The sequence below is a fragment of the Micromonospora marina genome (assembly GCF_900091565.1).
Taxonomy (GTDB): Bacteria; Actinomycetota; Actinomycetes; order Mycobacteriales; family Micromonosporaceae; genus Micromonospora; species Micromonospora marina.
In genome coordinates, this window is the sequence record NZ_FMCV01000006.1 from 92,395 (window position 1) to 110,837 (window position 18,443).

An 18,443-nucleotide genomic window follows, 5' to 3' on the forward strand; every position below is an offset into this window, starting at 1 on the left:
CGCGGAGAAGTCGGTGGTGCGCCGGTTAGGGGCGGAACCCGAGGGTAGGGGTCCACCCATGCGCGCCCTCGGCACCAACGCGATCGTTCACGACCCGGCCGCCGCCCCGGTGGTCGGCGGCCGGGTGGTGGCCGCCGCCGAGGCGGAGCGGTTCAGCCGCCGCACGCCCGGCGGACGGCCGGTGCCGCGCCGCGGCGGATTGGGGCTGGACCGGATCATGAGGGAGAAGACATGCGGATCGCGATGATCTCGGAGCACGCCAGCCCGCTCGCCGTCTTCGGCGAGGAGAAGGCCGGCGGCCAGAGCACGCACGTGGCGGAACTCGCGTCCGCGATGGCCGGCGCGGGCCACGACGTACGCGTCTACGCCCGGCGCGACTCCCCCACACTGCCCCATGCGGTCGACACGCCGGACGGATACCAGGTGTGCCACGTGCCGGCCGGCCCCGCCCGGCGGCTGCCCGAGGACGACCCGCTGCCGTACCTGGGGGAATTCGGCAGCTGGCTGGCCGACACCTGGCGGCACGGCGGCTGGGCCCCGGACGTGGCGCACGCGCACTTCTGGACGAGCGGACTGGCCACCGTGCACGCGAGCCGCCGGACCGGCGTGCCGACGGTGCTGACGTACCACGCGCTCGGCACCGTCGAGCGCCGCCACCGGCGCGTGCGGGACACCAGTCCGCCGAGACGCCTCGGCTACGAGCGGGCGCTCGGCCGGGCCGTGGACCGGGTCGTCGTCCAGTGCTCGGACGAGGTCGCCGAACTGGTCCGGATGGGCGTACCCCGGTCCCGGATGGCGCTGGTGCCGCCCGGCGTGAACGAGGCAGTGTTCCGCCCGGACGGTCCGGCCGCGCCCCGCGACCCGGCCCGCCCGCGCATCCTCACCGTCGGACGGATGGTCGACCGCAAGGGTTTCCTGGACGTGGTCCGGGCGCTGCCCGCGGTGCCCGACGCCGAATGCGTGGTGGTCGGCGGCCCGCCGGCCCACCTGCTGCCCGCCGACACGTTCGCCCGCCGGCTGTCCGCCCTCGCCGAATCGTGCGGCGTGGCCGATCGGGTACGGCTACTCGGCGGCGTGCCGCGCGAGGAGATGGGCACCTGGTACCGGTCGGCGGACGTGCTCGTCGCCGCCCCCTGGTACGAGCCGTTCGGGCTCACCCCGCTGGAGGGCATGGCCTGCGGCGTGCCGGTGATCGGCACGAACGTGGGCGGGATCGCCGACAGCGTGGTGGACGGGCTCACCGGCGACCTGGTGCCGCCGCGTGACCCCCGCGCGCTGGGCACCGCCCTGCGCCGCCTGCTCGGCGACAACGTGCGCCGGTTCACGTACGCGACCGCCGCGCTCGACCGCATCCGCAGCAGGTACTCCTGGAAGCGGTGCGCCGAACAGCTCAGCGCGGTCTACGGCGCGCTGGCCGGCACGGCACGGCGGTCGCCGGCGGTGGCGTGACGCCCCAGGCCCGGCGCGGGCCCATCCCCCCCTATTACCCGCCGGTAGGTTGGGCCGTAACCTGATCCGGGTGAGCGGGGACTACACCCAGGAGTTCGTGGACGTCGACGGCGCGCGCATCGGCGTGCAGGTCTACCCGGAGCCGGCCGGTCCGCCCGGCGCGCCGGTGGTGCTGATCTGGCCGGCCATGGGCGTGCGCGCCCGTTACTACCGGCCGTTCGCCGCCGCGCTGCGCGACGCCGGGCTGGCGGTGATCGTGGCCGACCTGCGCGGCACCGGCGAGAGCACACCTGCGCCGTCGCGTGCCTGCCGCTACGGCTACCAGGAGATGGCCGCCGACATCGGTGCCGTGCTCGACGCGCTCAAGCCCCGGCTGGACGGCCGCACCCGGCTGCTGCTCGGGCACTCCCTCGGCGGCCAGGTGGCGGTGCTGCACCAGGCGCTGCACGACGACGGGCGGGTGGACGGGCTGGCCCTGGTGGCGGTGGGGCTGCCGTGGTGGCGGCGGTACCCGGGCCTGCGCGGGTGGGGCGTGCTGCCGTACACCCAGGCGATAGCGGCGACGGCCCGGCTGCTCGGCGTCTGGCCGGGCTGGAGTTTCGGCGGCCGGCAGGCCGCCGGCGTGATCCGGGACTGGGCGCACACGGCCCGCACCGGCCGCTTCCCCGTGCTGGACGGGGTGGACGCGGAGGCCGCCGTGCGGCGGATCAGCACACCGGTGCTCGCGGTGAGCGTCGACGACGACCAGTACACGCCGCACGAGACGCTCGACCACCTCTGCGGGAAGATGACCGCGGCGCCGGTGACGCGGCACCGCTACACGGTCGCCGAGGCGGGCGCGCCGCTCGACCACTTCACCTGGGTACGCACGTCGGCGCCGCTGGCCGCCCGGATCGCCGCGTTCGCCGGCACGCTCCCCCGCCGCTGATCCTCCTCCTTCTCCGCCACGCCCCGGCGTGAGTCGCCCGATCGTGGGTATGCCGCACCGCCCGAACACGGCGGAGGGGGATCTGATGTCAGAACGGCACACCACGCTGCGCTCGATGCACGACCTGGGCCTGGCGGCCTGGTTCGGCGGTTCCCTGATGGGGGCGCTCGGCGTCAACGGCGCGGCGGCGCGGATCAACGACACGACCGAGCGGCTGCCGGTGGCCTCGGCCGGGTGGGCGCGGTGGACGCCCGTCAACGCGGCCGCGATCGGCGCACACCTGGCCGGCGCGGTCGGCGAACTGGTAACCGAGAGCCCGCGAATGGCCCGCCAGGCGGGCGTGGGGAAGGTGAGCGCGGTGAAGACCGCGCTGACGGTCGGTGCCCTGGCGGTGACCGGCTACAGCCGGCTGGTCGGCATGCGGCTGGAGAAGGCCGGCGGCCCGCCGGTCGAGGGAACCACCGAGCCCAACCACCAGACGCCGGCGAACGTCGCCGCCAGCCAGCGGCAGATGAAGATGCTCCAGTGGGCGATCCCGGCGCTGACCGGCGCGCTCGTGGTGGTGTCGGCGTACATGGGCGAACAGCAGAAGCCGGGACAGGTGTTCCGGGGCATGCTGGGCCGCGCGGGCGGGCTGATGTCCGCGCCGAAGAACATCGGCAAGGTGGCCGCCGTGGGGGCGGCCGGACGTCATCTGGTCGGGGCGGCCCGTTGACCACCGCGCGGCCGGCGACCCACATCGGGGTGGGTCACCGGCCGCGCGGTGCCCCGGACCAGACCGTCCGTCCGCGGGCGGACATCAGCAACCAGGCGAGGTGACCATGACCAGCAGGGACCGGCCGGGTACGGACGACGGACGCGGGCCGGAGTCGGCCGCGCCGTGGGGCACCACCGACGGCTTCGACGCCGACCCGCCGTGGGGCGCCGGTGACAGCGACCCGATGGGCGAGGGCAGCGAGGAGACCGCCGTACCCGAGGGCCGGCTCGGCGAACGCCGGGCGGCCGGCGCCCGGCCGGGCGGACCGAAGGCGGGCCGGCACGGGTTCGGGTCCGTGGAACCGACCCGGACACCCGAGGCCGGACCGGGCGCGCCGCCGGACCCGGCCCCGTCGGGACGGACGTTCCCGGACGACAGCGCGGACGGCGACCTCGGCGACAACGCGCTGGAGGAGGCCACGGGCATGCATCCGGAGACGCGCCCCTGAGCGGTCAGGAGCCGGTGCCGTCCTCGCCCGGCCGGCCCGGCGCCGACGGCTCGTTGTCCGGCACCGGTGACTCGGCCACCGGGTGCCCGGTGTCGTCGACCAGGCCCGGCGCCATGCTGCCGCCGTGCGCCTCCTCGGCCTCCCGGGTCGCTCGCGGATCCCGCTCGTCCTCGTCGCGCCGCTTCTCCACAGATCCCCCCTCGGCAGTCGTCCCTGCACCCCGGCGGTACCCGGCCGGCGGCTGGGGAAACGTCAGGCGCGCGCGGCGGCGGACGCGACGCCGAGCAGGTCGGCCAGCCGGGCGGCGTCGCGCTGGGCCTGGTCGCCGCAGCAGTTGTTCATCAGCACGTGCAGCTCGGCGCACTGGTCGGCCAGCTCACGCAGCAGCACCGACCAGTGCCGCAACTCCCGCTCGCCGTAGGCGTACCGGAACCGCTCCTGCTTGTCGCCGCTCTCCCAGGCGGTGCTGTGCCCGTGGAACCGGATCACGGCCAGTCCGGTGGTGGCGACCAGGACCGGCGGCACCGAGGAGACGTGCCCCTGCGGTATGTCCACGCAGGCGTACCCGAGGTCGTGCTCACGCAGGAACGTGACGGTGTCCGCCATCGCGTCCCCGTCGAACCAGGACGAGTGCCGCAGCTCGACGGTAACCGGCCAGGGGCGGCAGCGCCGCGCGGCGTCCAGGATCCGCCGCCGGGCCGCCTCGCCGCGGGCCAGCCACGGCGGGAACTGCAACAGCACGGCGCCGAGCCGGTCGGCCGCCGCGAGCGGCGCCAGCGCCGCGTGGAACCGGTCCCACAACTCGTCGTACGCCCCGGCGGGCAGGTCGCGCCAGCGGATCCGGTTCGGGCCGCCGGCCGGGCGCAGGTCGCGGGGCAGCGCGTCGACCGGCGTGTGGTGGCCGGTGAACAGCCGGAACGCCTTGACGTCGAAGGTGAAGCCGTCCGGGGTGGCGGCCGCCCAGCCCGCCGTGGTCTCCGGTGCCGGCACGGCGTAGTACGACGTGTCCACCTCCACCAGTCCGAACCGCTCGGAGTACCAGCCGAGCCGCCCGGCGGGGGTGTTGACCCCGCGCGGATACCAGCCGGAGCGGACCAGCATCTGGTCGGCCCAGGAGGACGTGCCCACCTTGATGACACACATGTAATTCAGTTCACCGCGACCGCCGGACATCGGCAACCGGAGATGCCGTCCGGGCCGTGACCGGCGCCGGGTGACCGGCGTCACCGGCAGGGCGGCGCGCCGGGGTGTGACGCCCGGCCGGTTGGCGGCGCTGAGGGTGACGAGATGGACGCACCCGGTCTGGACCAGGAAACCGTCGAACGGCTGCTCGCCGGCCGCTCCGGCGACACGTCGTCCGCTCCCCGAGGGCTGGTGGCCGTACTCGCAGCGGTCCGGGCCGTGGCCGGCACGGGCGAACTCGACGGCGAGGCGGCAGCGGTCGCGGCGTTCCGGGAGGCACAGCGGGCACGCCGTCGCCGCCGCGTCCGCTTCGGCGTCCGGGTGGCCGTGGCAGCACTGGCCGCCTCCCTCACCGGCGGCGTCGCGCTCGCCGCGACCGGCAACCTTCCGCACGCCCCGCACCCCGCTGCGCCGCCGGTCGTCACCGCGTCCCCTGCGCCGTCGGCCCGGCCGAGCCCGGCCGGCTCGCCCGCACCCCGGACGCCGCACCCGTCCTCACCGCCCGGCCTGTGCGTCGCGTACCGGGCCGTCGCCGAGCCGCAACGGGGACGCGTCCTCTCCACACCCGCCTTCAGTGACCTCGTCGCCGCGGCCGGGGGTCACGACCGCGTGCCGGACTACTGCGCCGGGCTGCTGGGCGACGACGACCCGCCGGGGAGATCCGACGGCACGCGGCGCGGCGGCCGGATCGAGCGCCCGGTTCACCCGGACGGCGGGCCGCCGGGCGGGGACGGCACCCCGCCCGGGCCCGTCGAGCCGCAGTCCGGCACCCCGCCCGGGCGGGGTGCCGCCTGAGGACCGGCTGGTAACTTGCCCCCGTGACCCCCCGGCGTCGCCTACCGGCGATCCTCCTCCGCCTCGCAGTGGTGCTCGCCGTGCTGGCCGGCATCGTGCTCACCGCGCTCGGCCCGGCCACGGTGACCGGCCTGCTGCCGTACTTCACCATCCAGAGCAACGTGGCGGTCGGTGTCCTCGCCGGGTACGCCGCCTGGTGCGCGCTGCGCGACCGGCCGGAGCCGCCGAGCGTCCTCAAGGGCGCGGTGACCCTCTACATCACCATCACCGGCACGGTCTACCACCTGGTCCTGGCCAACCCGGCCAGCCCGTTCGCGATGACCCAGCCGGACCGGCAACCGGGTGAGTGGTGGGGCAACCAGTTCCTGCACACGGTGGTGCCGCTGCTGGCGGTCGCCGACTGGGCGCTGTTCGACAGGCGCGGCCGGCTGCGCCCCCGGTTCGCCGCCTGGTGGCTGGTGTTCCCGGTCGGATACCTCGGGTTCGCGCTGGTGCGTGGCCTGATCGTGGACAGCTACCCGTACCCGTTCATCGACGCGGGCGAGCTGGGCTACGACGGGGTGGCGGTCAGCGCGGCCGGGTTCGCCGCGGTGTTCTGGCTGCTGGGCCTGCTGTTCGTGGGCGTGGACCGGCTGCTCGCCCGGGCCGGGCGGGTCGATGCGGAGCAGGCGCCACCCGCGGCCGGGCCGGCGGGGCCGACGACGGCGGCCGGGCCGGGCGCCGCGACGGCAGCACAGCGGGAGACCAGCGGCTCGGCCTGAGCGGCGGGCCGGTCAGGCGGCCCGGTGGGCCGGCTGGCCGGCGCGCGTCCGCCGGCCCGCGCCGCGTTCCCGGCCGTACGCGTCGGCCCGCCCCCACCGCCCCGGCACGTCGAGCAGCTCGATGCGCCCGAAACCCGCCGGGATCGCCGGGTTCACCAGCAGGTTCTCCCCGCACGGGCGCAACCCCAGCATGGTCGACAGCAGCATCAGCAGCCCACCGGAGGCCCACGACTGCGGTCGTCCGGCCGCCGGCAACTGGACCGGGTACGTGGTCACCGCGCGGGGGTAGCCGGCGATCACCTCCGGGACCGAGCCGCCGAGCGTCTCCGCCATCGCGAACATGCTCGCGGCGATGTCGGCCGCCTCCTCGTCGAAGCCGTACCGCCGCAGGCCCGCCGCGACGATCGCGTTGTCCGACGGCCAGACCGCGCCGAGGTGCGCGCCGACCGGGTTGTACGGCCGCTGTCCCTGCGCGTAGGTGCGCACGCCCCAGCCGGAGAACAGGTCCGGCCCGCGCAGGTGCCCGGCCAGCGCGTCGGCCCGGTCCGGCTCCACGATGCCGCTCCACAGCAGGTGCCCGAGGTGTGAGGTGAGCGCGTCGACCGGCTCGCCGTCCGGGGTGAGCGCCAGCGCGTAGTAGCCCTGCTGCGGCAGCCAGAAGTCGCTGTTGAACCGCTCCCGCAGCCGCGCCGCGTCGGCCTCCAGGCGCTCGGCGTAGCCCCGGTCGCCCCAGAACTCCCGGGCCAGCCGGGCGCCGCGGAGCCGCGCGTCGTACGCGTAGCCCTGAAGCTCGCACGTGGCGCGCGGGTACGGCGGCTCCGCGCCGTACCGGTCGACGATCGCTTCCGGGGAGTTGCGCCAGGTCTGGTTGGCGACCCCGCTGCCGGTGTTGCGCGGCAGGTAGCGCAGGTAGCCGTCGCCGCACTGGTCGCCGTAGCGGGTCAGCCAGTCCAGCGCCATCCGGGCCGGGTGCCGCAACTCGTGGACCAGGTCGGTGTCACCGGTCCAGCGCTCGTACTCGTCGAGCAGGATCACGAACAGCGGCGTGGTGTCGGCGGCGCCGTAGTAGAGCGCGGTGGGCTGCTCGTCGAACGCGGCCGCCTCGCCGTACCGCAGCTCGGCGACGATCTTGCCCGGTTCCTCCTCGTGCCGGTCGTCGAGCCGGCCGCCCTGCAACATCGCCAGCATGTGCAGCGTGGCCGGGGTCAACTCGGGCGTGAAGGGCAACGTCTGGAAACAGGTGATCAGCGCGTCCCGCCCGTACAGCGTCATCGCCCAGGGCATCCCGCCGACCGGCACCGGATCGGTGTAGGCCAGCGGCATGTAGCGCAGGGCGGCCAGGTCGGTCAGGGCCTGCCGGTACACGGCGTTGAGCCCGGGCCGCTCGGCGATCAGGTGCGGCGCCCGGTCGAGCCACCGGTCGAGGCCGTCCCGCATGTCCTGGCTGACGTGCTGCCGGTGGGACTCGATGTCGGCCCGCAGGTCCCGCCCGCCCGCACCCTGGATGATCATCGCGACGTGCAGGTCGGCGTGCCACTCGCCCTGCGGCTCCACGCGGATCCGGAAGGTCATCCCGCGCGCGTCCACCTCGGCCGGAGCGGTGCTGGAGACGCATGTCTCCCGGGCGAACCGCCCGCGCTCGTACCGGATCCGCAACCGCCGCTCCTGCGGGTCGGGGACCACCGTCGGGCGGCGCGGGCCGGGCCGCAGGATCTCCGAGGTGTCGGCGAAGTCGGCCGCCATCTCCATCCGCACCGTGTACTCGGCGGGTTCGGCCGAGTGGTTGAGCACCGTGACGCTCTCGTGGTACGCCTCGTCGATCGACCGGTGCCGGATCACCGAGACGTCGGCGTCCACGTAGTGGCTGGCCGCGCCCGGCACCAGCACGAAGCGGGTCTCGAAGTAGGTCAGGTCGTCGCGGGACAACGCGTGCAGCCGCTCGCCGTCGACCGTGAGCACCCAGTGGGACAGGAACCGGGTGTCGAAGGAGAACAGGCCGATCGGCGCGCACGGGTCGTGTTCCATGTCGCCCTGCGCGTCGCTCACCGCGAACGCGTTGCCGGCTAGGACATGGACCAGTTCCTGCTTCATCGGGCCGCCACCCGCTCGCCGGTCACGGCGCGGGGATCCCGGGCATCCGGCGGGCCGGGGAAGAGCCGGCGCAGCGTCATCAGCAGCTTCAGCTCGCCCCGCGCGGTGAGGTCGTTGCGCAGCAGCGCGGCGGCCGGGTGCAGCCGCCCCGCCGCGATCCGGTCGAACACCTCCCGGTCCGCGCCCACCACCAGGTCCGCCTCCTCGGTCAGGCGGTCCACCCGGACGTCCTGCCGGTCGACGGTCAGGTACCAGTGCTCGGTGCTGCCGCCGTCACGCAGGTCCAGGCGGATGGTGCCGGAGGTGGTCTCGGGCAGCTCCGGGTGCCGGCCGGCCGTCCCCCGGGTCAGGTGTTCCATGGCCGAGACGCTCATCGGGCCCTCCTCGTCGGTGGTCGCGGCCGCCCGCCTGCCGGCGCCGCCCGTCCCGCAGCGTCCCCGCCGGGCGGGTGAGGCGAACTCACCCGGTCCGGGTGAGACGCGGCGGCGCGGCGGGTATCCCTGCGGGCATGCCGACGACCGGGGACGCCACCGCCGACCGGGTGCTGCTCGCGCTGCTGACCATGCAGCGCGAGTCCTGGGAGCAGGGGATCCTCGGCCAGGCGCTGCTCGACCTGGGCCTGGACGAGACCGCCGTGCTGGCCGCCGACGCCGCAGTGGCCGGGCGACGTCCGCGCCGAGCTGGCCGGGCACGCCGAGGAGGTGCTGACCGCCTGCCTCGCGTACCGGGGTGCGGACGGGCTCTTTCCCGACGTGCTGGACGAGCCGGACGCGTTCCGCGAGGCCAACACCGCCCAGCTGCTCGGGTACGCGGCCCTCACCGGGGTGGCCGACGGATGGCTGTCCCGGTCCTGGTTCGAGGTGGGAGCGGACCTGCTGGCAGCCGCCGCCCGGCGCGTCGACGCCTACGGCCGGGTGACCGGCGTCAGCGGGGCACCGGACTTCGAGCGCCCGGGCACCTCGCCCGAGGCGCAGGCGTGTCACCTGCTCGGGCACGCCGCGCTGCGCCGGGCGGGCGCGGCGCTCAGCGCAGGATGAGCCCGCGCACGTACGCGGCCTGACCGACGTGCTGGAAGTCGTCGTCGAGGACGCTCACCAGCCGCACCCCGAGCGTCACCGGCGGATCCCAGTTCTCGTCGACCACCCGGTCCAGGTCGGCCGGGCTCAGCCCGCGCAGGTATCCCAGGCTCCGGTCCACCACCGCCCGGTGGTAGTCGAGCAGCACGCCGCCGTCCTCCGGGCGTACCGCCGCGATCTGCTCCGGGCCGTGCCCGAAGCCGGTGTCGGCGGGGTCGGGCCGCAGGCCGCACCGCGCCGCCCAGTCGCCGGTGGTCCAGAGCTGCGGCTCCCCCATCATGTCGGCGACGTGGTCGTCCTGGATCCGGGTCAGGTGCCAGATTTGCCAGCCCACCGGGTTCGCCCCGTCGGCCGGCGCCCGCCGCAGCTGGGCCGCGTCGAGCCCGTCGAGCGCCCCGGCGACCAGATCGGGCAACCGCCCGTACGCCTCGGTCAGCACGTCCGTCGCGTCCACGCGTCCCCCACTCCCCCGCGGTTCCTGCCGTCCCTCGGGCAGTACCGCCCAGCGTGCCCGGCAAACCTCGGCGCGGGCACCGGCTCTAGGGTGATCGCTGTGGTCGCGGCGCTGGAGCTGTATCTGGACACCGACGCCACCCGGCGGATCCGGGTGCTGTGGGACCTGCTGGAGTCCGACGGGGTGCCGAGCATGCGGTCCCTGCTGGCGCAGCGGCACCGCCCGCACGTCTCGCTGGCGGTCGCGCCCCGCCTCGACCCGCACCGCGTCGCCGAGGCGCTCGCCGGAACCGTGGTGGCCGCGCCGCTGCGGCTGGAGTTCCAGCACGCCGGTCAGTTCCTCGGGCGGGTGCTCTGGCTCGGGCCGGCGCCGACGCCCGAGCTGCTGGCGCACCACGGCGCGGTGCACGAGCGGCTGGCGCGGGCCGGTGTCGAGGTGGTGGAGCACTACCGGCCGGGCCGGTGGGTGCCGCACTGCACACTGTCCATGCGGGTGCCGAACCCGCTGATGGGCGCGGCGGTACGCCGGTGCCTGGAGGTGCTGCCGCTGACCGCGACGGTGGTCGGCGCGGCGGTGGCCGACCACGCCCGCGACATCTCCCACCCCCTGCCCTGACCGCCTCCCCGCCAAGATCCACGCCACCTCGGGGAGGTGGGCCTGCCACTCCAGGTGCCGGGCCCGCCCGCCGGCCCAGTGGCGGACCGCGATGCGGGCACGACAGCGGGCAGGCGACCGGGTTTCGCGCCATCTGCGGCTGCCCTGACGATCGGGGCCGAACCGAAGCAAGCTGGTAAAAGCGCAGGTCAGAGCCAATCTGGCCACCCGAAGACGTGCGGCTGGAGCGGCAGCGAAGCATGTCGAAGGAGAGCCTCATGGCCGCACCCGTCGTCCGTTCCGTCACCGCCGACCAGACCGTCCTGCTGCCCGGGCAGTCGACCACCGTACGGGTCGACGCCTTCCACCCCGACTCTCGGCTGCTGACGCTCACCGGCCGGGTCAGCGACCCCACCGGCGTCACCTGGGACAGCCCGGTCCGGGTGGACCTGAGCGTCCCCCTGACGATCCAGCTCGCCGGCGCCTCGCCGGGCGTGACGGTCACACCGAGCGGCACCGATCCGGGCCGCTTCACAGTCACCGTGCTGGCCGGCCGGGGCACGGTGACGCTGACCGCGACGGCGCGTGACGGCGCCGGCCGCACCGGCACGGGCACCACCACGCTGACCGTGCCGCTGCTGGTCGGGATGAGCGCCTACAAGGGTGCCCGGACCCAGCGGGCGGTGGCCGACTATCCGGGCATCCGCTACATGCGCGACTTCGGCACGGACGGCCCGGACGCGGACGCGCTGCCGGAGCTGCCCGCGCTGAACGCCGGCAAGTTCGCCGACGCGCCCTCGGCCGTCATGCACGTCAGCTGGAAGGACGACGTCGAACAGTTGGCCGGCTGGCTCGACGGCGTGAACCGCCCGATCTACCTGACCTGGTACCACGAGCCGATGGGCGACGTAACCCCGGCCACGTACCGGGCGACGGCGAGCCGCGTGACGCAGATCCTGGCCGCGCACCGCAACCGGCGGTGGGTGCTCGGGCACGGGCCGATCGTGACCCGCTACTGGCTCGACGAGGGGCGCGGCAACCCGACCGACTGGGGATACCCGGGCATGACCCACTACGGCGTGGACTGCTACTCCCGGGACACCGCCGCGTACTGGCCCGCCTCCCGGATGTTCGGCGTGGCCTTCGACAAGGTGCGCGCCGCGTACCCGGGCATCCGGCTCCTGGTGCCCGAGTACGGGCTGAGCCGCATCGCCGCGGACACCACCGGCGCGGGCCGGGCGCGGACGCTCCGGGAGCACGTCACCTGGCTGCGCCAGCAGAACGACGTGGACGCGATCGCGTACTGGAACAACTGGGCCGAGTTCGAGCTGGGCGACCCGCCGCTCGAGGCCACGGCCTGGCGCGATCTCCAGGTGGGCCCGGCATAGACTGGGCCGATGAGGCGGAGCCGGTGACCAGCGGGAGCGTGTCGCACCTGGGATACACCCACGGCTGCCTCGCCTACGACGATCCGGCCGCGCTGCGCTCGCTGGCGGTCGAGCAGGTCAGCGCCGGTCTGGCCGCCGGTGAGCAGGTCTGGGTAATCTGTCCGCAGGATCGCGGGACCGTCACCGGCTGGCTGGCCTCCGTCCCCGGGGTCGACGCCGCGCGCCGGCGGGACGCGCTACGGCTGCTTCCCGTCGGCGAGGCGTACCGGCACGACGAGGTCGTCGACCCGGAGCGGCAGGTCCGGGCGTACGTGCGGGCCACCACCGAGGCGCTGACCGCCGGGCACACCGGCCTGCGGGTGGTGGCCGAGGCGACCGATCTGGTCCGGACCACCGCCCAGCGGGACGCGTTCGCCCGCTACGAGCACCGGATCGACCACTGGATGCGGCACCGGCCGATGTCGGCGGTCTGCGCCTACGACCGCAGCCGACTGGGCGACGCGGCGATCGCCGAGCTGGCCTGCATGCACCCGCAGACCAACGCCGAGGTGCTGTTCCGCCTGCACGCCGGCGACGGTGACGCGGTGGTGGCGCTGGCCGGGGAGCTGGACCCGTCCAACCACCGGGGCTTCGCCGCCGCGCTGGAGCGGGCCGACCCGCGGCCGGTGGCGGGCCGGCTCGTGTTCGACGCCGCCGAGCTGCGGTTCGTCGACCACCGCAGCCTGCTGCACCTGCGCGACCACGCCCGCCGGCACGGCGCCGTCGCGGTGCTGCGCACGCCGAGCCGCGCCCCGGCCCGGCTGGTCGACCTGCTCGGTCTGGCCGAGGTGCGGGTGGAGGTCGTCCGATGAGGAGCGGCGCGGCCTCCGGCCACGTGGGCTACTTCCACGAGGCGTTCGTCTACGGCTCCGACGAGGAGTTGCTGGCGGTGACGCTGCCGTTCCTGCTGGACGGGATCGCGGCCGGCGAGCCGACGGCGGTGAACCTGGACGAGCGCAACGCCGAACTGGTACGCCGGGCGCTGCCCACCGGCGCCGAGGTCACGTTCCTGCCGGTCTCCGACGTCTACACCCGGCCCAGCGTCGCGCTGCGCTCCTACCGGGAGTTGCTCGCCTCGTACGTGGCGGCGGGGGCGGCGCAGATCCGGATGGTCGGCGAGCTGCCTCCGGTGCTGCTCGGCGCGACCTGGGACTGGTGGGCGCGCTACGAGTCGGCGATCAACCACGCCTACGACGACTTCCCGCTCTGGGGCATCTGCGCCTACGACCGCCGGGGCACGCCCGCGCACGTGCTCGCCGACGTGGCGCGTACCCATCCGCTGGTGGCACGGCCGGACGGCGGGCACGAGGCGGCCGGTCTCTACACCGAGCCGACGAGCTACCTGACCGAGTTCCGGCCGGCGCCCGCGGACCCGGTGCAGCGGACCACGCCCCTGGTCGAGCTGGTCGATCCGACGCCGGCCAGCGCCCGCGCCGCGGTACACGCCGCCGACCGTGGCCTGCTTCCACCCGACGGCCTCGACGGGCTGGTCATCGCCGTCAGCGAGGTGGTGAGCAACGCGCTGCGCCACGGTGAGCCGCCGGTGTGCCTGCGGTTGTGGCGCGCGCCGGACCGGATCGTGGTGACCGTCCACGATCGGGGCACCGGACCCAAGGATCCGTACGCCGGGCTGCTGCCGGCGGGCGACGGTTCCGACGGCGGGCTGGGCCTGTGGATCAGCCACCAGAGTTGCGACCATGTGACGCACCACCGGGACGCGGGCGGCTTCACCATCCGCCTGACGGCGGGGAACCCGCACTTCCCGGTCTGACCGCGCCGCCGGTCGGCGGGCAGCGGGGCGGGGCGGAGCGAGCCCCGCTCGCGGACGCGGTACCGTAGCGCCTCATCGTGCCCTGCGGGGCGGTCATCCGCCGGCCTGGCGCTGGCGAACCGACGGAGGATGGCGCATGTCAAACGGTGCCGAGCCGTTCGCACCCCACGACGACCTGTCCGCGCGACCGCGGTTCGATCCCGCGTTGCGCGGCTACGACAAACGTCAGGTGGACCGGTACGTCGAGCAGATCGACGCCGAGGTGAGCGCGCTGACCGCCGCCCGGGACCGGGCGTACGCGCAGGTGCGCGACCTGAACGCGCAGGTGCAACGGGCGCAGGCCGAGGCGGTGGAGCTGCGGGACCGTCCGTCGTCGGTGGACCGGGCGTCCTTCCGCGACCTCGGCCCGATGGTCGACCAGATCCTGGACCTGGCCGAGAAGCAGGCCGGCCAGATCACCGACGTGGCCTCCCGGCGCGCGGAGGAGGTCCAGGGGCAGGCGGAGAAGCTGCTCGCCGCCGCGCACGAGCAGGCCGCGCGGGAGCGGCGGGAGCTGGACGAGGAGCTGTCCGCCCGCCGGGCCGAGCAGGAGCGGGTGGACGAGGAGCGGCGGGCCGCCGCGCAGGCGGAGCTTGCCGCCGTGCGGGAGCTGGCGGAGAAGCTGCGCCTCGAAGGTCAGGCCGTGCACGACCGGGCCCAGCAGGAGGCGAAGCGGGTCACCGAGCAGAGCGCCCAGCAGGTCGAGCAGGCGCGTTCGGCGTCCGAGGCGCTGGTGAAGGCGGCGCGGACGCAGATCCAGCAGGAGGTCCAGGCCAACCGCAGCAAGGCCCAGCAGGAGCTGGCCCAGTGGCAGGCCACGATGGCCAAGGAGCTGGACGAGCGGCGGGCCGCCGCCGAGCAGGAGTTGGCCGACCGGGCGGCCGCCGCGGAGAAGGACATCGCCGCGCTGGTGGCCGAGGCGCAGCAGTACGCGACCGAGGTCCGGGAGCGGGCCGACGAGGAGACGGCGGCGCACCAGGAGCAGCTCGCCGGTGTGCAGCGGGAGATCCAGCAGCGGCAGGAGACGCTGACCCAGCTCAAGACGGAGCTGGAGTCGGTGTCCCGGCAGTTGGAGGACACCCGCCGGGAGATCGCCACCATCGAGCGGACCGGCGCGGAGGTGGAGGAGCGGCTGGTCGGCGTACGCCGGGAGTTGAGCGCGGAGACCAAGCGGCTCGACGAGGCACGGCGCGCGGCGGACCTGGCCGAGCAGCACGCCAAGGAGACCCGGGCCCGGGTGCAGCGGGAGGCCAAGCGGGTCGCCGACCTCGCGGCGGCGGCGGTCATGGCGGCCGCCGCGGGCGGCGGGGAGACCGCCGAGTACCCGCAGGTGGCGGCGCGCCCGCCGATCACCGTTCCGGCCGAGGTGACGCCCCGGGCCGTCGACGGGCGGACCGCGCCGGACGCGATCGAGCCGGACCGGTCGGAGCCGCCCGCCGTGGAGCCGATCGTCGAGCGCCTGGACGGGCCGAGCTTCGACGCGTTCGCGGTCCGCACGCCGGCCCCGCGCGGTGTGCCCGAGGATGAGACCACGGGTACCGACAACGGCGTACCCGCCACCGCATAGGCGGTCGGCGCCGCCGGTCCGGGCCGGGGCCGGCGGCGCACCTTGCCCATCGACCTTTTTCTATGCAATTATCTGGGTTGATCTGCTGGTGCATCGCGATCCTTATTCGGGGGTTGACGGGTATGCGGAAGATTTCCTCGATCGGCGCCACCCTGGTCCTGACCGTCGCCTCGGCGGGCGCCGTGGTTGCCGGTACGGCCGGACCGGCCAGCGCCGGGTGCAGCCACTCGCACTCCAACGTGGACAGCAAGTTCGGCCAGCTCTTCAACGCCACGAACGTCAACATCCGCACCGGTCCGCACACCACCTGCGGTTCGGTCGGCTACGGGCAGCTCAGCCACACAGTCGACTTCCACTGCTTCGCCAGCGGCGACCGGGTGACCGCGAACGGCCACACCACCTACACGTGGACCTACCTGCGGGACGTCACCACCGGCAGGTCCGGCTGGGTCGCCGACGCGCTGCTGGACAACCTCGGCGGCAACGTCGCCTGCTGACCGGTCGGCCGGACGGCGCCGCGGCGGGCATAATGACCGGGCATGACCGGCCTGCACCCGCCCGCCGAGCCGTACGCCACCCACCGCGTTCCGGTCGGTCACGGCCACGTCCTGTACGTGGAGGAGGTCGGCCGGCCGGACGGCGTACCCGTGGTGTTCCTGCACGGCGGTCCCGGCGGCGGCCTGGTGCCGGTGGCCCGCCGGTTCTTCGACCCCGCCCGCCACCGGGCCGTGCTGTTCGACCAGCGCGGCGCCGGCCGCAGCACCCCGCACGGCGAGGTGCGCGCCAACACCACCTGGCATCTGGTGGCCGACCTGGAGACGATCCGGCGGCGGCTGGGCATCGGCTCCTGGCTGGTGTTCGGCGGCTCGTGGGGCACGACGCTCGGGCTGGCGTACGCGCAGGCGCATCCGGACCGGGTGACCGGCCTGGTCCTGCGCGGCGTGCTGCTGCTGCGGCGCAGCGAGCGGGACTGGTTCTACCAGGGCGGGCTGCGCCACCTCCAGCCCGAGGAGTGGGCGCGGTTCGTGGCGCCGATCCCGCCGGACGAGCGCGACGACGTGCTGGGCGCGTACCACAGGCGGCTGCACGACCCGGACGAGGAGCGGGCCCGCGAGTACGCGCAGGCGTGGGGGCGGTGGGAGGCGGTCAACTCGTCGCTGCGGCCCGACCCGGAGCTGCTCGCCCACTTCACCGCCGACGACCACGCGCTGCCGGTGGCCCGGATCCTGTCGCACTACGCGGTGCACGGCGGCTTCCTCACCGATGGACAGTTGCTCGACGGGGTGGACCGGATCCGGCACCTGCCCGCCGTGATCGTCAACGGCCGCTACGACCTGTGCTGCCCGCCGGTGTCCGCGTACGACCTGGCCCGCCGGTGGCCGGAGGCGACGCTGCGGATCGTGCCGGACGCCGGGCACTCCGCCGCCGAGCCGGGGGTGACCCGGGAGGTGCTGCGCGCGCTCGACGAGGTGACCGCGAGGGTCGAGAGTCCGGCCGGCGAGCCTGGTCATCGGCGACCGCCGCTGGCAGGATCGGCCGGGTGACGGGTGCGCTGTACGCGGTGAGTGATCTCCACGTGTCGTACGCGGAGAACCGCGCGGTGGTCGACGGCCTGCGGCCGCAGACGGCGGACGACTGGCTGATCGTGGCCGGCGACGTCGGCGAGGTCTTCGCCGACGTCGAGCGGACGCTGCGGCTGCTGCGCGACCGGTTCGCGCGGGTCGTGTGGGCGCCGGGCAACCACGAACTGTGGACCCACCCCAACGACCCGGTGACGCTGCGCGGGGTGGCCCGCTACGACGCGCTGGTGGCGATGTGCCGTGAGCTGGGCGTGCTGACCCCGGAGGACGACTACCAGGTGTGGCGGGGCGCGGGCGGGCCGGTCACCGTGGCGCCGCTGTTCCTGCTCTACGACTACTCGTTCCGTGCCCCCGGCACCACGACCAAGGAGGAGTCGCTGCGCGCGGCGTACGACGCGGGTGTGGTGTGCACCGACGAGATGCTGCTGCACCCCGACCCGTACCCGGACCGGGAGTCGTGGTGCGCGGCGAGGCTGGCGGTGACCGGGCGGCGGCTGGAGGCCACCGATCCGGCGCTGCCGACGGTGCTGGTCACCCACTGGCCGCTGGTGCGGCAGCCCACCGACGTGCTCTGGTTCCCGGAGTTCGCGCAGTGGTGCGGCACCGACCGCACCGCCGACTGGCACGTGCGTCACCGCGCCGCCGTCGCGGTCTACGGCCACCTGCACATCCCGCGCACCACGCACTACGACGGGGTGCGGTTCGAGGAGGTGTCGCTGGGTTACCCGCGCGAGTGGCGGCGCCGTGGCGGCTTACCGGCGCCGATGAAGCGGATCCTCGGATGATCGAGGCGCTGCTGCCGGCCGGGGCGGCGGCCGTCGAGGCGTTCACCGACGTGCCGGACGAGGCGCCGTTCCCGGGCGAGGAGGACCTGGTGGCGCGCGCGGTGCCCGCCCGCCGCCAGGAGTTCGTCACGGCCCGCCGCTGCGCGCGGGAGGCAGTGGCCCGCCTCGGGTACGCCCCGGCGCCGATCCGGCCCGGCCCCCGGCGGGAGCCGGTCTGGCCGGACGGCGTGGTGGGCAGCATCACGCACTGCACCGGCTACCGGGCCGCGGCGGTGGCACCGGCCGGGGCACTGGCCGGGCTGGGCATCGACGCGGAGCCGCACGAGCCGCTTCCCGACGGGGTGGCGGGCGTGGTCCTCACCGCGGGCGAGCCGGACCGGCTGGCCGCGCTGCGGGCCGCCGACCCGGCGACTTGCTGGGACCGGCTGCTGTTCAGCGCCAAGGAGTCGGTCTACAAGGCGTGGTATCCGCTGACCGGGCGCTGGCTCGGGTTCGAGGAGGCGGAGCTGACGTTCGACCGGGCCGGCCGGTTCACCGCCCGGATCCTGGTCGACGGCACCCGCACCGACGGCGGCCCGGCGCTGGGCTCTCTGGACGGCCGCTGGCTGGTCGCCCGCGGGCTGCTGCTCACCGCCGTGGTCGTGCCGCACCGGCAGTGACCGGCGATACCGCGATTGTTCCGGTTTGCCCGCCCCGAGCCAGGGTAGGGCGGGTGTGCCTGGACATTTTCGCTGTAGGA

General features: G+C 75.0%; 22 protein-coding genes. 17 read left to right on the forward strand and 5 right to left on the reverse strand.

The window, feature by feature from the left end:
- The first annotated feature begins 58 nt into the window (after positions 1–58).
- From GA0070215_RS10275 to GA0070215_RS10295, 5 genes are all read left to right on the forward strand, one after another.
- Positions 59–247, forward strand: coding sequence for a hypothetical protein (locus GA0070215_RS10275; RefSeq protein ID WP_091044503.1), 189 nt, complete (start codon positions 59–61; stop codon positions 245–247).
- Positions 232–1,449, forward strand: coding sequence for a glycosyltransferase (locus tag GA0070215_RS10280; RefSeq protein WP_091044506.1), 1,218 nt, complete (start codon positions 232–234; stop codon positions 1,447–1,449). The genes GA0070215_RS10275 and GA0070215_RS10280 overlap by 16 nt, the downstream gene beginning before the upstream one ends.
- A 70-nt stretch (positions 1,450–1,519) precedes the next feature.
- Positions 1,520–2,377: an alpha/beta hydrolase family protein gene (locus tag GA0070215_RS10285; protein WP_018786506.1), complete on the forward strand. Its 858-nt coding sequence runs from the start codon at positions 1,520–1,522 to the stop codon at positions 2,375–2,377.
- An 85-nt stretch (positions 2,378–2,462) separates the two neighbouring features.
- Positions 2,463–3,092 (forward strand): hypothetical protein, encoded by a 630-nt coding sequence (locus GA0070215_RS10290; RefSeq protein ID WP_026268152.1) that lies wholly within the window; start codon positions 2,463–2,465, stop codon positions 3,090–3,092.
- Positions 3,093–3,198: 106 nt separating this feature from the next.
- Positions 3,199–3,582, forward strand: a complete 384-nt coding sequence (locus tag GA0070215_RS10295; RefSeq protein WP_091044822.1) for a hypothetical protein — start codon at positions 3,199–3,201, stop codon at positions 3,580–3,582.
- A gap of 4 nt (positions 3,583–3,586) precedes the next feature.
- Here the strand turns inward: GA0070215_RS10295 and GA0070215_RS10300 are convergent, their stop codons facing one another.
- Complete coding sequence (locus tag GA0070215_RS10300) at positions 3,587–3,772, reverse strand: hypothetical protein (protein WP_018786504.1); 186 nt, start codon at positions 3,770–3,772, stop codon at positions 3,587–3,589.
- Between the two features lie 62 nt (positions 3,773–3,834).
- A complete protein-coding gene (locus GA0070215_RS10305; protein ID WP_091044509.1) occupies positions 3,835–4,725 on the reverse strand; it encodes a DUF72 domain-containing protein in 891 nt (296 codons plus the stop codon).
- Positions 4,726–4,869: 144 nt separating this feature from the next.
- On the opposite strand from GA0070215_RS10305, the gene GA0070215_RS10310 reads away from it, so the two are divergent.
- Entirely contained in the window at positions 4,870–5,559 is a 690-nt protein-coding gene (locus GA0070215_RS10310) for a hypothetical protein (RefSeq protein ID WP_091044512.1), read from the forward strand.
- A 23-nt stretch (positions 5,560–5,582) separates the two neighbouring features.
- Complete coding sequence (locus tag GA0070215_RS10315) at positions 5,583–6,320, forward strand: Pr6Pr family membrane protein (protein ID WP_091044515.1); 738 nt, start codon at positions 5,583–5,585, stop codon at positions 6,318–6,320.
- Positions 6,321–6,332: 12 nt separating this feature from the next.
- Here GA0070215_RS10315 and GA0070215_RS10320 read toward each other — a convergent pair whose 3' ends face one another.
- Together GA0070215_RS10320 and GA0070215_RS10325 are read right to left on the reverse strand one after the other, a co-directional pair.
- Positions 6,333–8,411, reverse strand: coding sequence for an amylo-alpha-1,6-glucosidase (locus GA0070215_RS10320; protein WP_091044518.1), 2,079 nt, complete (start codon positions 8,409–8,411; stop codon positions 6,333–6,335).
- Positions 8,408–8,785, reverse strand: a complete 378-nt coding sequence (locus tag GA0070215_RS10325; protein WP_091044522.1) for an SCP2 sterol-binding domain-containing protein — start codon at positions 8,783–8,785, stop codon at positions 8,408–8,410. The genes GA0070215_RS10320 and GA0070215_RS10325 overlap by 4 nt, the downstream gene beginning before the upstream one ends.
- Positions 8,786–9,112: 327 nt before the next feature.
- On the opposite strand from GA0070215_RS10325, the gene GA0070215_RS28970 reads away from it, so the two are divergent.
- Entirely contained in the window at positions 9,113–9,448 is a 336-nt protein-coding gene (locus GA0070215_RS28970; protein ID WP_244166941.1) for a glycoside hydrolase family 88 protein, read from the forward strand.
- Here GA0070215_RS28970 and GA0070215_RS10335 read toward each other — a convergent pair.
- Positions 9,435–9,941, reverse strand: a complete 507-nt coding sequence (locus GA0070215_RS10335) for a mycothiol transferase (protein ID WP_018786498.1) — start codon at positions 9,939–9,941, stop codon at positions 9,435–9,437. The two genes, GA0070215_RS28970 and GA0070215_RS10335, sit on opposite strands and share 14 nt — an antisense overlap.
- Before the next feature lie 99 nt (positions 9,942–10,040).
- Here GA0070215_RS10335 and GA0070215_RS10340 point away from each other — a divergent pair, with 99 nt between their 5' ends.
- The 9 genes from GA0070215_RS10340 to GA0070215_RS10380 all read left to right on the forward strand — a co-directional run bounded on the left by GA0070215_RS10340 (position 10,041) and on the right by GA0070215_RS10380 (position 18,363).
- The gene (locus tag GA0070215_RS10340) at positions 10,041–10,556 is read left to right on the forward strand and encodes a 2'-5' RNA ligase family protein (protein ID WP_091044527.1); all 516 of its coding nucleotides are present in this window, start codon (positions 10,041–10,043) and stop codon (positions 10,554–10,556) included.
- Between the two features lie 257 nt (positions 10,557–10,813).
- Positions 10,814–11,923: a hypothetical protein gene (locus tag GA0070215_RS10345; protein ID WP_026268149.1), complete on the forward strand. Its 1,110-nt coding sequence runs from the start codon at positions 10,814–10,816 to the stop codon at positions 11,921–11,923.
- A gap of 23 nt (positions 11,924–11,946) precedes the next feature.
- Positions 11,947–12,774, forward strand: a complete 828-nt coding sequence (locus GA0070215_RS10350) for an MEDS domain-containing protein (protein WP_091044530.1) — start codon at positions 11,947–11,949, stop codon at positions 12,772–12,774.
- Positions 12,771–13,733 carry an anti-sigma factor RsbA family regulatory protein gene (locus tag GA0070215_RS10355; protein WP_091044534.1) on the forward strand — a complete coding sequence of 321 codons (963 nt, stop codon included), beginning with the start codon at positions 12,771–12,773 and terminating at the stop codon, positions 13,731–13,733. The genes GA0070215_RS10350 and GA0070215_RS10355 overlap by 4 nt, the downstream gene beginning before the upstream one ends.
- Positions 13,734–13,869: 136 nt before the next feature.
- Positions 13,870–15,339: a hypothetical protein gene (locus GA0070215_RS10360; RefSeq protein WP_018786493.1), complete on the forward strand. Its 1,470-nt coding sequence runs from the start codon at positions 13,870–13,872 to the stop codon at positions 15,337–15,339.
- Positions 15,340–15,461: 122 nt separating this feature from the next.
- The gene (locus tag GA0070215_RS10365; protein WP_091044537.1) at positions 15,462–15,836 is read left to right on the forward strand and encodes an SH3 domain-containing protein; all 375 of its coding nucleotides are present in this window, start codon (positions 15,462–15,464) and stop codon (positions 15,834–15,836) included.
- Between the two features lie 42 nt (positions 15,837–15,878).
- Positions 15,879–16,883 carry a prolyl aminopeptidase gene (gene pip / locus GA0070215_RS10370; protein ID WP_091044541.1) on the forward strand — a complete coding sequence of 335 codons (1,005 nt, stop codon included), beginning with the start codon at positions 15,879–15,881 and terminating at the stop codon, positions 16,881–16,883.
- A complete protein-coding gene (locus tag GA0070215_RS10375) occupies positions 16,880–17,704 on the forward strand; it encodes a metallophosphoesterase family protein (RefSeq protein WP_091044544.1) in 825 nt (274 codons plus the stop codon). Before pip ends, GA0070215_RS10375 begins: the two co-directional genes overlap by 4 nt.
- Complete coding sequence (locus GA0070215_RS10380) at positions 17,701–18,363, forward strand: 4'-phosphopantetheinyl transferase family protein (RefSeq protein ID WP_018786489.1); 663 nt, start codon at positions 17,701–17,703, stop codon at positions 18,361–18,363. Before GA0070215_RS10375 ends, GA0070215_RS10380 begins: the two co-directional genes overlap by 4 nt.
- Positions 18,364–18,443: the final 80 nt, after the last annotated feature.

Bases quoted from the DNA above. Each gene is read 5' to 3' on its own strand.
- GA0070215_RS10290 (WP_026268152.1), top strand. From the start codon at position 2,463: ATGTCAGAACGGCACACCACGCTGCGCTCGATGCACGACCTGGGCCTG.
- GA0070215_RS10325 (WP_091044522.1), bottom strand. From the start codon at position 8,785: ATGAGCGTCTCGGCCATGGAACACCTGACCCGGGGGACGGCCGGCCGG.
- GA0070215_RS10275 (WP_091044503.1), top strand. From the start codon at position 59: ATGCGCGCCCTCGGCACCAACGCGATCGTTCACGACCCGGCCGCCGCC.
- GA0070215_RS10295 (WP_091044822.1), top strand. From the start codon at position 3,199: ATGACCAGCAGGGACCGGCCGGGTACGGACGACGGACGCGGGCCGGAG.
- GA0070215_RS10305 (WP_091044509.1), bottom strand. From the start codon at position 4,725: ATGTGTGTCATCAAGGTGGGCACGTCCTCCTGGGCCGACCAGATGCTG.
- GA0070215_RS10345 (WP_026268149.1), top strand. From the start codon at position 10,814: ATGGCCGCACCCGTCGTCCGTTCCGTCACCGCCGACCAGACCGTCCTG.
- GA0070215_RS10355 (WP_091044534.1), top strand. From the start codon at position 12,771: ATGAGGAGCGGCGCGGCCTCCGGCCACGTGGGCTACTTCCACGAGGCG.
- pip (WP_091044541.1), top strand. From the start codon at position 15,879: ATGACCGGCCTGCACCCGCCCGCCGAGCCGTACGCCACCCACCGCGTT.
- GA0070215_RS10360 (WP_018786493.1), top strand. From the start codon at position 13,870: ATGTCAAACGGTGCCGAGCCGTTCGCACCCCACGACGACCTGTCCGCG.
- GA0070215_RS10310 (WP_091044512.1), top strand. From the start codon at position 4,870: ATGGACGCACCCGGTCTGGACCAGGAAACCGTCGAACGGCTGCTCGCC.
- GA0070215_RS10320 (WP_091044518.1), bottom strand. From the start codon at position 8,411: ATGAAGCAGGAACTGGTCCATGTCCTAGCCGGCAACGCGTTCGCGGTG.
- GA0070215_RS10365 (WP_091044537.1), top strand. From the start codon at position 15,462: ATGCGGAAGATTTCCTCGATCGGCGCCACCCTGGTCCTGACCGTCGCC.
- GA0070215_RS10280 (WP_091044506.1), top strand. From the start codon at position 232: ATGCGGATCGCGATGATCTCGGAGCACGCCAGCCCGCTCGCCGTCTTC.
- GA0070215_RS10380 (WP_018786489.1), top strand. From the start codon at position 17,701: ATGATCGAGGCGCTGCTGCCGGCCGGGGCGGCGGCCGTCGAGGCGTTC.